This window comes from Dyadobacter sp. 32 (assembly GCF_902506755.1).
GTDB lineage: Bacteria > Bacteroidota > Bacteroidia > Cytophagales > Spirosomataceae > Dyadobacter.
Genome location: NZ_LR735258.1, coordinates 143,635 through 156,851 on the forward strand (window position 1 = coordinate 143,635; position 13,217 = coordinate 156,851).

Consider the following 13,217-nt stretch of genomic DNA (forward strand, 5'->3'; position numbering starts at 1 on the left):
CAAAAACTAATGGAGAGTGTTCTTGATCGTTTTCTTCGGTATGTCCGGATAGACACGCAGTCGGATCCTCAATCAACGAGTTTTCCCAGTACGGCCAGGCAGAGAGACTTAAGCTGCCTGCTCGTGAAGGAATTGCTTGAGATCGGTGTGGCAGATGCATTTCTCGATGAGCATGGCTACGTGTATGCCACCATTCCTGCTAATACTGATAAAACCAATGTACCTGTAATCTGTTTTTGCGCTCATGTAGATACCTCACCCGATGTGTCCGGAGCGAATGTAAAGCCGATTGTACACAGGAATTGGGATGGATCGGATATAGTTCTTCCGGAAGATACAACTCAAGTTTTGAGGATTTCGGAATTGCACGATCTGGACACGCAGATTGGGAATGATATAGTTACCGCAAGCGGAGACACCCTGCTGGGTGCAGACAATAAGGCGGGTGTGGCAGAGATAATGACCGCTGCTGCTTACCTGATCAGTCACGATGAAATCAAACATGGTGACATCAGGATTCTTTTTACACCTGATGAAGAAGTGGGGCGGGGTACTGAAAAAGTGGACTTGTCCATACTTGGTGCTGACTTTGGATACACGGTAGATGGGGAAGCGGTAGGGACCATGGAAGATGAAACCTTTTCTGCCGATGGGGTGAGCATGGTGATCCATGGTGTGAGCACGCATCCTGGTTATGCAATCGGTAAACTTGAAAATGCATTAAAAATAGCGGGAGAAATACTGGCCGCTTTACCGAAAGACGCTTTGTCGCCGGAAACAACGGAAGGTATGGAAGGTTTTATTCATCCTGTTCATTTCGAGGGCATTCAGGAGAAGGTGACACTGGATTTTATAATCCGTGATTTTACGACGCCGGGCCTGCATCAGAAAGAGGCAATGTTGTCGGGTATTGTGCAGGACGTTATGACCAGGTATCCCGGCTCACGCTGTGAAATCACCGTCAAAGAGCAATATCGTAACATGAAGGAAATTCTGGATCAGTATCCGCAGGTAGTGGAGAATGCGATGCTGGCTATTGAGCAGGCAGGCCTTACTGCCAAGCGCCAAAGTATCCGGGGTGGTACGGACGGATCTCGATTGTCCTTCATGGGGTTGCCATGCCCTAATATTTTTGCAGGGGAACATGCTTTTCACTCCCGGCTTGAATGGGTGTCGGTTCAGGATATGGAGAAGGCTGTTGAAGTGATTGTCAATTTAAGTAAGGTTTGGGAAGAAAAAGCTTAGCGGCTGGGTATATGGCAAAGAAAGCGAAATTTTATGTGGTTTGGCAGGGAAGAAAGACCGGGATTTTTACGGATTGGAAAGAGTGTGAAGCACAAATAAAGGGGTTTGATGACGCTCAGTTCAAATCTTTTGATTCAATAGCCGAAGCAGAGACCGCCATACAACGCAGCTATTGGGAGTTTGTAACAAAAAAAGATGCTGCGGCGAAAGTAGTTTCGAAAGAAACACCCGCACACATCGGAAAGCCGGTGAAGGACAGTATAGCCGTGGACGCGGCATGGAACACAGCCACAGGTGATATGGAGTATCAAGGGACTTATCTTGCCACCGGTCAAAGAATATTTTTACAGGGTCCATTCAAAGATGCTACAAACAATATAGGTGAGTTTCTGGCCATTGTGCATGGCCTTGCCTATTTACAGAAAAAGGGAAGCGATTTACCGATTTACAGTGATTCCAGAACGGCGATCAGTTGGGTAAAAAAGAAACACGCCAATACCAAACTGGCACTCACGCCAAGGAATAAACCGGTGTTTGAAATGCTGCAACGCGCCGAACGGTGGCTGGCAGAAAACAAGTTTTCAAACAAAATTCTCAAATGGGAAACCGAATATTGGGGTGAGAATCCAGCAGATTTCGGCCGGAAATAGGTTTCCGTATGACACACTCGCTGCCCGGCGTTTATCCGTTTGATGGTTTAACCGTTTGGTTGTTTGGGTTTTGATCGTTTAACCGTTCGGTCTTTAACTGTTTGATCCTGGATCGTTTGGATTTTAACGATTTAACCATTATTCATTATCCTTTTGACCATTTGCCCGTTTAACCATTGAGTAAAAACCCCTTTTTTCGATTTAAGCAATTTACAGTGAAGCAGGATCTGTGCGCAATGAAAGTGTGTACGGATGCCTGTGTGCTAGGGGCCTGGGCAGACGTATCAGCTGCAGAAAGTATTCTGGATATTGGAACGGGCACGGGCTTGCTTGCTTTAATGATTGCTCAGCGAAATCTTACAGCGCGGATTGATGCGGTTGAGTTGGATGATGGTGCTGTTGATCAGGCAGTTGAAAATGTAGGACAGAGCCCTTTTGCCAATCGTGTTCAGGTTGTAAAGAGTGCTATACAAGCCTACCAGCCTGAGGTTAGGTATGATTGTATTGTATCGAATCCACCCTTTTTTCAGTCGGACCTGCGGTCTCCAAAGGCATCCAAAAACATTGCGCATCATGCAGAGTTGCTTACTTTTGATGACTTGTTATCAGCCATTGGCCGACTTATTACACCTTCTGGTACTTTCATAATCCTTTTGCCCGTGGATGAGAGCAGGGTTTTTGAAGAAAAAGCGTTTGCCTTAAACTGGTCAGCCGAAACAAAACTTACATTGTACCACCATTCAGGCAAAAAACCTTTTCGCACACTTACGCGCTTCCGGCGGGCCGAACTTGTTGAAAATGCGCCTATTAATGTGCCTTTGTGTATCTATGAAGAGGATGGGAGAACCTATCATTCTGAATTTATCAGATTAATGAAAGACTATTATTTGATATTTTGATCAGGAAAAATGCGACCTTTGCGTTTTAAACCTAGTATCGTTATCGCTTCTTTAAACATTGCATGACCGAATCAGTTGTTGACATTTCCGTTGTAGTTCCGCTATTCAATGAGGAGGAGTCATTGCCGGAGCTTAGCGAATGGATTGCCAGGGTGATGATTGCAAACGGATTCACTTACGAGGTTTTATTTATTGATGACGGAAGTAAAGACAGATCCTGGGAGGTGATTACAAGATTGTCGGAAAAAAATTCCTGTATCAAGGGATTTAAGTTTGTGAGGAATTACGGCAAAACTGCCGCGCTGCAGACGGGTTTTCATGCCGTAAAGGGAGATGTGGTCATTACCATGGATGCCGACCTGCAGGATAGTCCTGATGAGATCCCTGAATTATATAAAATGATTAAGCAGGGAGGTTTTGATATTGTGTCGGGATGGAAGAAGAAACGATACGATCCGATCACCAAAACGATTCCTACGAAAATATTTAATGCTGTAACTCGAAGTATTTCAGGTGTTTATCTGCACGACTTCAATTGCGGACTTAAAGCTTACCGGCAGGAGGTTGTGAAGAATATTACCATTTATGGCGAAATGCATCGGTACATTCCAGTGATTGCGAAATGGAATGGATATGCCAAAATTGGAGAGAAGGTAGTGCAGCACCAGGCCAGGAAATACGGCTACACCAAATTTGGCCTGGAACGTTTTATTTTCGGCTTCCTGGATCTGTTGTCCATAGCCTTCGTGAACAAGTTTGGCCGAAGGCCCATGCACCTATTCGGCAGTTTGGGTACACTGATGTTTTTTCTGGGAAGTTTAATAGCGGTATGGCTGCTCGGAGCAAAAATTTATAAAATTTACGTTTCGCACGAACCCTATCGGAATGTCACCGAAAACCCTTTATTTTTCCTGGCATTGATTGCGATTCTGCTGGGGTCACAATTGTTTTTGGCAGGGTTTATCGGTGAGTTGTTTGTGAAGCAATCCATATCCAAAACGGGGGACTATGTTATTGCGGAAAAATCCAATGAGTCCGGAATTTGATTACAATAAAAATCTTTAAAATGAGTTTGCCGCAGAGCGGAAGAATCAACCTATTACATACATAATGATAGCGAATGTACACAAAGCCCATCCCTGGCATGGAATTCCAATGGGAGAGAATGCGCCGGAACTCGTAACTGCATTTATTGAAATAGTACCGACAGATACGGTAAAATATGAAATAGATAAAGCTACTGGTTATCTTAAAATAGACAGACCTCAGAAATACTCCAATATTGTTCCTGCACTTTACGGGTTTATCCCCAAAACATACTGTGCGGAAAAAATCGCGCAGCTTGCTCGTGAACGTTCAGGCAGAGAAGTTACCGAAGGTGATGGTGATCCATTGGATATCATTGTGCTCTGCGAGAAAATTATTTCTCACGGAGATATTATGTGTGAAGCCAAGCCAATTGGAGGCATTCGTCTGCTGGATGGTGGTGAAGCCGACGACAAAATTATTGCTGTGCTAAAAGGGGACGAAGTTTATGGAAGTTATTCAGATCTGAGCGAGTTACCAGAAGGGATCATCGAGCGGTTGAAGCATTATTTCCTGACCTACAAAAACCTTCCCGGAGAAAAGGCGCATATTGAAATTACCAATGTTTATGGAAGAGAAGAGGCGCACGAAGTTATCCTCACATCTGTAGAAGATTACAAACACTCGTTTTATTGAAAATATCGTTTGGGAAAGTAAACAATTGATTTTAAAGTAGATTTGAGCCGTTGCTGATAGCGACGGCTTTTGTTTATGCTTATCTTTGTGCAAATTTTAAGAAACCAGTAAGATTTCTCACAACCGGTATAAATTGGATCCCTATCCCGATTTGATTCCTGTTCGTCACGAGAGTCGTAAAGACATATGAGTAATTTAGCAGAAATAAAAAAGCGGCGCACATTTGCTATCATCAGCCACCCGGATGCCGGGAAAACAACATTAACAGAGAAGCTTCTGCTTTTTGGAGGGGCTATTCAAACGGCTGGTGCAGTAAAATCCAATAAAATAAAAAAGACTGCCACTTCCGATTTCATGGAAATTGAAAAGCAGAGGGGTATTTCTGTCGCTACATCCGTAATGACCTTTGAATACCATGACCTGCTGATCAACATTCTGGATACGCCTGGTCACAAAGATTTTGCAGAAGACACCTACCGCACGCTTACAGCCGTGGATAGTGTTATTCTGGTGATAGATTGTGTGAAAGGGGTGGAAGAGCAGACAGAACGTTTAATGGAAGTTTGCCGCATGCGGAATACCCCGGTGATCGTATTTGTCAACAAGCTGGACAGGGAAGGGCAAAATCCTTTTGAATTGCTCGATGAGCTGGAAACCAAACTGGGCATTCGCGTTCGACCGCTCACCTGGCCTATCAACATGGGTGCGGAGTTCAAAGGAGTCTACAGTCTGTATGAACAAATGCTGTATTTCTTCAAAGTAAACAAAACGAAGATTGAAAGTAATGTAGCGAGGGTCAATCTGGAAGATGAAAGTCTTGTGGATCTGTTGGGACAGCGGGACGCCACACAACTGACTGAGGATGTGGAGCTGGTCGAAGGGGTATATGATGCCTTTTCGGAAGAAGCCTACCAGAAGGGCGAGCTTGCTCCGGTATTTTTTGGCAGTGCGATCAATAACTTTGGAATAAAGGAATTACTCGATACTTTTTGTGAAATATCGCCTATTCCTCAGCCTCGGCCCACGGACGTGAGGGAGGTGGAACCAACGGAATCAAAGTTTACCGGATTTGTATTTAAGATTCATGCCAATCTTGATCCCCGGCATCGTGATCGGATTGCCTTTTTAAGGATTTGCTCGGGCAAGTTTGAGAGAGGGAAATTTTATAAGCATGTACGACTTAACAAAGATGTACGTTTTTCAAGCCCTTTCACCTTTATGGCGTCGGATAAAAGTGTGATGGACGAAGGTTTTCCGGGTGATGTAGTGGGCTTATACGATACGGGAAGTTTCAAAATCGGCGATACGCTTACAGAGGGCGAAAAATTGCAGTTTTCAGGTATTCCTAGCTTCTCACCGGAGATTTTCAAGGAACTTATCAATCTGGACCCTATGAAGTCCAAGCAACTGGAAAAAGGTATTCAACAGCTTACAGATGAAGGGGTTGCTCAACTTTTTACATTGGATCTTGGTAACAGAAAGATCGTGGGCACGGTTGGTGAACTTCAGTTTGATGTGATTCAGTACCGTCTTGAACATGAATATGGAGCAAAGTGTAGGTGGGTACCGATGAATATAACCCGGGCCTGCTGGCTGACAGCCGATGAGAAATCAGCAATGGATGAATTTGTTCGGTTGAAGGGCAATCAGATCGCCTACGATAAGGACAGGAATCCGGTATTTTTTGCCGAGTCGGAATGGATGATCCGTATGAACAGAGAAAATAATCCCGCTATACATTTTCACTTTACATCGGAGTTCAAGACTGAAATCGGTGTGTAGTATTGATTAAGAAAAATGAGGTCGAATTTGGTATAACCTGAATTCGACCTCATTTTTTTTAACTCATTTTACCTTCGTGGCCCGCCACCACCGCCGCCGCCTCTGTTGGAGCGACGTTCTTCAAGGATTTTCTTATATTTTTCCTGTTGTTCCGGCGTAAGTACCTTCGCAAGTTCCTTGTTGAAGTTCTCCATGGATTCCCGCATTTGTGTACGGTCTGCGTTTTGCGAATTTCTCATTTCCTGCATTTTTTTTGCCCGATCAAGGTTCAGCGTGTAAACCTGCTTCTGCTGCTCTTCTGAAAGCGTAAGACTTTCGGTCAAAGATGCAGTCTGGTTTTTTGCGCGTTCTTCTGGTGTAGCGTTGGCGTCGGGACGCTGCGCAAACGCGGTGATACTTGCCAATGCCATGATCATGGCGATCAATCCTTTTCTCATTGTTTTAAATATTTAAATTCCGGGGTTAGAGTGGAATAACCGCAGGAAGGTTTAAAACCTCAGTAAAGTATTTTCGAAACCAATGCCACCCCAATGGCAAAAGTGTAACTCAGGAGCGTTCCGACGAGTATGTACTCCGATTTTTTACTGATGTAGGCGGCCGGAATTTCTGTTCCCACTCCTTTGTCATTGTATCTGAGCAGAGATTTTGCAGCTATTAAAAAGCCAATGGCCGAAAATTGTGCCATCATCACAAATACAAAGATCAATATTCTTTCGGCCATGCCTATCCATCGCCCGGCGTTTGCCAGGTTGTCATCCGCATTGGGGGCAAGCTTTTCCAGCTCTTCCCGCCAGGGGCGGGTTAGGATTCCTACCAGAAAAGAGACAGGAGAAAGGCAAAGCAAAACGCCCGACGCCAGGGCCAGCGTTCGGGGTGTTTGCAGCCATAGTTTAAGGTTTTCTATTTCAACATTCAGGTGACTCGTCAATATTACAGCCGTCAGTGCGATGGATAGCAGGTGAAGTGCCTGATCTGCCGCAAACCAGGCAGCTGTTCCTTTTTTATCAAAATGGAGCTTGGAAATATCGATCAGGCCATGTGCAATGCCAATCAGTAGGGCAGGGAAGGGGTTGCTCCAATTTGCCAAAAATACATAGGAGAGAATCATGACCACACCAACGTGTACATACAGGTATCTGGAGCGAAACGACTTACGTCTTTTATCATTGACCCATGCTGTTGGCTGCCAGTAAAAGTCGGCAATAATGTGTGCGAGCAATAGTGAAAGAAAGGCGGTCATGGTTGGATGTAAAGTGCCAGATGAGATGGATAAGTTGCTAGTGCCGATTCGATTGCCCACCATTTCGCAGAGGATACGCGCTGGCTTACGGCGGATTGGCTTATGGACAGTCTTTCTGCGATTTGGCTGATGTTTTCATTTTGGATAAGTGACCGTATAACCTCGCATTGAGCGGTTGTCCACCCGTCAATCAATGTCTCCAGAAGATCCGTCATAGCATCGAGGGTTGGTGTAGGTTGCGGCAAGGCGAATGCAATTTTTGATTTTCTTTCCCGCATCTGATCTGCCAATCGCCCCGAAAGCCGGAATGCCTCTCCATCTGATGTGCCTGGCCTGTCGGTAAGCAAGTCGGTGGTTCCTATGCCAATGGCTATCCTTACATCGGCTCCTGCGGCATTTTTACGCATGATGGCACGAGACAGGATGGCCAGGCGAAGGGCTGCTTCCGGCGTTTTTAGAACGCCCTGAAAACTATCGCCACGATAAATTTCAGGTTTCAACCTCCACTCAAAAGTAGGGTTACGTCGTAGCTCATCTGTAAGGTTCCTTAACCACATTGCTGCTTTTTCGCTGGAAAAATGCGTGGAATTGACCATGTCGGCGGTGATCACTGCTACATAACTGTCCATCCTGAATCTCATAAGGTTAAAAACTTATAACTACCAAATGTAAGGTTAAATACTTATATTCGTAACATATAAGCTAAAAACCTTATAATTGTAAAATATAAGGTTAAAGACTTATATTTTCAGACAAGTTTTTTATTAATCGTTAAAGCAACGATTTTACGAGAACAGCCCATTCTTCCTTAAGCGTTCCCTTGTATATCTCGGCACCGGCACGTCTGTACCAATAACCCGCATTAAAGGCATCGCCTTCTACCCGGTGCAGGTAAGCATGAAGCCGATCATACTTTGGGGTGCCTTCCCTGGACTGAGCGATTTGGTGCGCTGCTTCCCAATCATTGTTGGCATCAAACCACAACGCCTTCAATAAATCAGAGATCTCATCAGGCGGAGTTGATTGTGAGAGAGACGAAGAGAATTGTTCAAAAGTCATAATCATTAACGAATCAAAATAATGTCTGACAATTTCCGAAAAATAGGAACAACATAAAAATTTCCATGGATCATTGTACGATCTCCCGAAACCCATTAAGCCCATCCGGTTTTAGTTTTTTTCATTGTATATTGTCCTGCACAAGCTCTGAAATCATCTAAAATATTACCTAATCAAAATAACAATACCCTATGTTTAAATCATTAGCACTGATAGCCTTTTCGCTGACGATCAGTATATTATGCCAGGCTCAGGGCACTTTCCCCAAAAATGGAGCCTATGATCAGCGTGCTGGCCGTTATGCGTTCACGAACGCTACAATCGTAGCAGATCCGACAACCACCCTTACCAACAGCACCTTGCTGATTGAGGACGGCGTTATTAAAGAAGCAGGCAAAGCGGTGAAAATTCCGCCCGGAACTGTGATCGTGGATTTGAAAGGCAAATACATTTACCCCTCTCTGATTGATTTGGACTCGGATTATGGTATGCCACAGGTAAAACCTGCCCAGCCTGGTGCAGGCCGCCAGACACCGCAATTGGAATCCAACAAAAAAGGGGCCTTCGGATGGAATCAGGCTATTCAATCAGAAAACGATGCCAGTAGTTTGTTTGTTCCGGAGCCGGGTAAGGCCAACGATCTTCGCAAAATAGGTTTTGGAGCGGTGTTGAGTCATTCACATGACGGCATCATAAGGGGAAGCGGTGCGCTGTTGTCGCTCACCGATGAACCCGCTAACCAGGCGATTTTAAACAGCCGGGCATCGGCGCATTATTCTTTCAGCAAAGGCAGTTCCTCGCAAACTTATCCTTCGTCCGTTATGGGCGTAGTGGCGCTGATTCGTCAGAACTATTTTGATGCGGACTGGTATGCCAAAGGCGGAAAAAGCAAAGAGACGAATCTTTCTCTCGAAGCATTTAACCAGATCAAAGGCCTGCCATCATTTTTTGAGACCAACGACAAATTCAGTTTGCTACGTGCAGACAAGATAGGTGACGAATTTGGTATCCAGTATATCATACGGGGAGGAGGCGATGAGTACCAGCGTATCAATGAAATAAAGGCGACCAAAGCGACACTTATCCTGCCACTTCGTTTTCCTGATGCATATGACGTAAGTGACCCCTGGGATGCGGAGATCGTCACGCTGGCACAGCTGAAACATTGGGAACTTGCTCCAAAAAATACAGCGGAAGTGGCTAAGGCGGAAATTCCGTTTGCCCTTACCACTGCTAATTTGAAAAACAAAACAGATTTCTGGAAAAATCTGAGACAGGCAATAGCCTATGGGCTGCCTCGTGAAAAGGCATTGTCGGCACTGACCTCCCTGCCTGCACAGTTACTAAAAGCAGAAGGGCAGATAGGAAGCATTAAACCTGGGCTGCTGGCCAACTTTTTAATCACTTCTACTGACTTATTCAGCGCTGATAATATCATTTACGAAAACTGGATTCAGGGGAAGAAATTTATAATTAACCAGCTTAATGCCCCTGATCTTCGCGGGAATTATTCCTTGACGATCAATCAGCAGGCAGCGGGGAAATTGCAGATTACGGGTTCTGCTGAAAAGCCCGATTACAAAATTGTGGTTCAGGATACCATTAAATTAACACCGAAGGTGCTACTAGCCAATGATCTTGTGACGATCACTTACCAGCCTGATAAAAAGTCGCCGGGGACCACACGCCTTACGGGATGGCGGTTGCCCACAGGGCTGGCAGGAGAAGGGGTACTTCCTGACGGAACGGTTGTAGCATGGGCTGCGGCCACTACGGAACCCTATAAAGCAGAAGCTGTAAAGGATACGGCAGTGAAGGTGCAGAAGGAAACAGGCCCCATTCTTTATCCTTTCGTGGGTTTTGGGAATGAACAACTCCCGAAAGCAGAGACCACACTCATAAAAAATGCAACGATCTGGACCAACGAAAAGGAGGGGATTCTCCAAAATACGGACGTCATCATTCAGAATGGCAAAATAGCCAAAGTGGGAAAGGGGCTCACTGCACCGTCCGGCGCTCGTACGGTGGATGCAACGGGCAAGCATCTCACAAGCGGTATCATTGATGAGCACTCGCACATTGCCTTATTCACCATCAATGAAGGTGGCCAGACAAGCTCTGCCGAAGTGCGGATGAGCGATGTAATCAATCCGGATGATGTCAACATTTACCGTCAGCTGGCGGGAGGTGTTACCGTTTCACACTTACTTCACGGATCCGCCAATTCCATCGGTGGACAGAGTGCCCTGATCAAACTGAAATGGGGTGCCAGCCAATCGGAAATGCTTATACCGGAAGTGAAAACCATCAAGTTTGCATTAGGTGAAAATGTAAAGCAATCCAATTGGGGGGATGTGGTGCGTACGCGTTTTCCACAAACGAGAATGGGTGTGGAGCAGGTATATTTTGATCACTTTATCCGTGCAAAAGAATATGCCGATAGCTGGAAAACATACAATGCAAGCAAAAAACCGACAGGGATAGCACCAAGAAAGGATATAGAACTGGATGCACTCGTGGAAATCCTTGCCAAAGAAAGGTTTATCACCTGCCATTCCTATGTGCAGTCGGAGATCAACATGCTGATGCACGTAGCTGATTCGCTAAAATTTAACATCAACACATTTACACATATTCTTGAAGGATACAAGCTCGCAGACAAGATGGCTAAGAGAAACATCGGCGGATCCACTTTCGCTGACTGGTGGGCATACAAAATGGAGGTGAAGGAAGCGATTCCTTACAACGCCGCGCTGATGTATCACGAGGGTGTAACAGTTGCTATCAATTCGGACGATGCGGAAATGGCACGCAGGCTCAACCAGGAAGCCGCCAAAACGGTGGTTTTTGGAGGTGTGCCTGAAGAAGAGGCCTGGAAAATGGTGACGCTCAACCCTGCCAAATTGCTGCACATTGATCACCGGGTGGGCAGTGTTAAACCAGGCAAGGATGCCGATCTGGTGCTTTGGAATAATTCACCGTTATCCGTTTACGCCAGACCGGAATTTACCATGATTGAAGGTGTAACCTATTTTGACAGGAAAACCGATGTGGAAAAACAGGAAAAAATGCGCGTTGAACGGGAAAGGTTGATTCAAAAGATGCTGAGTGACAAAAATGAAGGCAAGCCAACACAAAAGCCACAGGCATCGCAGCCCAGGATGTGGCATTGCGAGGATATCGTAGGAATTCATGCAGAACACGAGGAGGGTAAGTAACCGGATATTTTCTAATTGTTTTAAAATCAAATATTATGCGAGTAAATAAATATATCTCTTCCGGTTGCTTTGCGCTGATTACCACTCTATTGTTAACCACGTGTGGAGTAGCTCAGAATCCCGCACCGCCACTGGCTCAGAACAAACCGGTTCTGCTGACAGGTGCCACCATCCACGTTGGGAACGGTCAGGTAATCGCCAACGGCTCAATAGCATTTGAGAAAGGTGTTATCACACAGGTCGGCCAGGCGGGGACTGTCATGGGTAACGCAGGGACGGAGGTTATTGATCTAAAAGGAAAACATATCTTCCCGGGCATTATTTCATTAAATACCACTGTAGGGCTTCAGGAAATCGCATCGGTTCGGGCTACCCTGGATTACAACGAAGTAGGGCAGATCAACCCGCACATCCGGGCACTCGTGGCCTATAACACGGATTCAGAAGTAATTCCAACGCTCCGGAACAACGGCATATTGCTTTCACAGGCGGTGCCCCAGGGCGGGATTATTTCAGGGTCTTCTTCCTTATTCTATACAGATGGATGGAACTGGGAGGACGCGGTTCTGAAAACAGACGATGGTATCTGGATCAACTGGCCGCCCTTTCTTGCCAGCAGTTTCAATATTGAGGATTTTACAACGTCGGTAAAGCGAAACGAAAAACGTCAGGAAGTGATCGATCAGTTTCAGATGACTTTTTCAGATGCGAAGGCCTATTTGGAAAACAAAAACCCTAATCCTGTGAATTTGAGACTGGCAGCCATGAAGCCATTGTTCTTGGGTACGGCCAATCTTTATATTCGTGCCGACTATGCGAAGGATATTATCGAATCGGTAAGAATGGCCAGGGAGGCCGGCATTAAAAAGGTAGTAATCGTAGGAGGGAACGAAGCTTATAAAGTGACGGCTTTTCTCAGGGACAATCAAGTGCCGGTAGTATTAAATCCTACCCACCGCCTACCCAATGGTGCCGACGAAAATGTTTACCTGCCCTATGAGCTACCCGGATTGCTGCACAAGGCCGGGGTGAAAGTGGCGATTACCTATGCAGACCAATGGTGGCGCACCAGAAATGTCGGTTTTTTGGCGGGCACGGCGGCAGGTTTTTCGGACATTTCTCCGGAGGATGCGCTCAGGTTTGTGACGAGTAATCCGGCAGAAATACTCGGTGTGGACCACCTGGTAGGTACCATTGAGAAAGGGAAACATGCTTCATTGGTGGTTTCCTCCGGAGATATTCTTGATATGCGTGGGAATGAAATTTCGATGATTTATATCAAAGGCGGCAAGGTGACTATCGACGACAAACAAAAGCGACTATATGAAAAGTATAAAGTGAAGTATGAAAAAAAATAGTCAGCCCCCTCATGATAGTGCCGGCTAACAATGAAAAAATCCGC

12 protein-coding genes are annotated in these 13,217 nt (G+C 45.5%); 8 read left to right on the plus strand and 4 right to left on the minus strand.

The features are described 5' to 3' along the window. The first annotated feature begins 9 nt into the window (after window positions 1-9). The 6 genes from pepT to DYADSP32_RS00570 all read left to right on the plus strand — a co-directional run bounded on the left by pepT (window position 10) and on the right by DYADSP32_RS00570 (window position 6,298). Window positions 10-1,245 carry a peptidase T gene (gene pepT / locus DYADSP32_RS00545; RefSeq protein WP_149244521.1) on the plus strand — a complete coding sequence of 412 codons (1,236 nt, stop codon included), beginning with the start codon at window positions 10-12 and terminating at the stop codon, window positions 1,243-1,245. 11 nt (window positions 1,246-1,256) lie between these two features. Continuing rightward, entirely contained in the window at window positions 1,257-1,895 is a 639-nt protein-coding gene (locus DYADSP32_RS00550; protein ID WP_149244520.1) for a ribonuclease H family protein, read from the plus strand. Window positions 1,896-2,071: 176 nt separating this feature from the next. Further along, window positions 2,072-2,794: a methyltransferase gene (locus DYADSP32_RS00555; protein ID WP_149244519.1), complete on the plus strand. Its 723-nt coding sequence runs from the start codon at window positions 2,072-2,074 to the stop codon at window positions 2,792-2,794. A gap of 62 nt (window positions 2,795-2,856) precedes the next feature. Then, window positions 2,857-3,840, plus strand: coding sequence for a glycosyltransferase family 2 protein (locus tag DYADSP32_RS00560; protein WP_149244518.1), 984 nt, complete (start codon window positions 2,857-2,859; stop codon window positions 3,838-3,840). Between the two features lie 64 nt (window positions 3,841-3,904). Beyond that, window positions 3,905-4,516 (plus strand): inorganic pyrophosphatase, encoded by a 612-nt coding sequence (locus tag DYADSP32_RS00565; RefSeq protein WP_414617396.1) that lies wholly within the window; start codon window positions 3,905-3,907, stop codon window positions 4,514-4,516. Window positions 4,517-4,702: 186 nt separating this feature from the next. Continuing rightward, window positions 4,703-6,298, plus strand: a complete 1,596-nt coding sequence (locus DYADSP32_RS00570) for a peptide chain release factor 3 (protein WP_149244517.1) — start codon at window positions 4,703-4,705, stop codon at window positions 6,296-6,298. 68 nt (window positions 6,299-6,366) lie between these two features. Here DYADSP32_RS00570 and DYADSP32_RS00575 read toward each other — a convergent pair whose 3' ends face one another. From DYADSP32_RS00575 to DYADSP32_RS00590, 4 genes are all read right to left on the minus strand, one after another. Next, window positions 6,367-6,735 (minus strand): hypothetical protein, encoded by a 369-nt coding sequence (locus tag DYADSP32_RS00575; RefSeq protein WP_149244516.1) that lies wholly within the window; start codon window positions 6,733-6,735, stop codon window positions 6,367-6,369. A gap of 59 nt (window positions 6,736-6,794) precedes the next feature. Further along, complete coding sequence (locus DYADSP32_RS00580) at window positions 6,795-7,538, minus strand: DUF3307 domain-containing protein (protein ID WP_149244515.1); 744 nt, start codon at window positions 7,536-7,538, stop codon at window positions 6,795-6,797. Next, window positions 7,535-8,179, minus strand: a complete 645-nt coding sequence (locus DYADSP32_RS00585) for a hypothetical protein (protein ID WP_414617397.1) — start codon at window positions 8,177-8,179, stop codon at window positions 7,535-7,537. Before DYADSP32_RS00585 ends, DYADSP32_RS00580 begins: the two co-directional genes overlap by 4 nt. Window positions 8,180-8,309: 130 nt before the next feature. Beyond that, window positions 8,310-8,597: a hypothetical protein gene (locus tag DYADSP32_RS00590; protein WP_149244514.1), complete on the minus strand. Its 288-nt coding sequence runs from the start codon at window positions 8,595-8,597 to the stop codon at window positions 8,310-8,312. A gap of 191 nt (window positions 8,598-8,788) precedes the next feature. On the opposite strand from DYADSP32_RS00590, the gene DYADSP32_RS00595 reads away from it, so the two are divergent. Both DYADSP32_RS00595 and DYADSP32_RS00600 read left to right on the plus strand, forming a co-directional pair. Beyond that, a complete protein-coding gene (locus tag DYADSP32_RS00595; protein WP_149244513.1) occupies window positions 8,789-11,815 on the plus strand; it encodes an amidohydrolase family protein in 3,027 nt (1,008 codons plus the stop codon). A gap of 35 nt (window positions 11,816-11,850) precedes the next feature. After that, complete coding sequence (locus tag DYADSP32_RS00600; RefSeq protein WP_149244512.1) at window positions 11,851-13,173, plus strand: amidohydrolase family protein; 1,323 nt, start codon at window positions 11,851-11,853, stop codon at window positions 13,171-13,173. The last annotated feature ends 44 nt before the right edge of the window (window positions 13,174-13,217 follow it).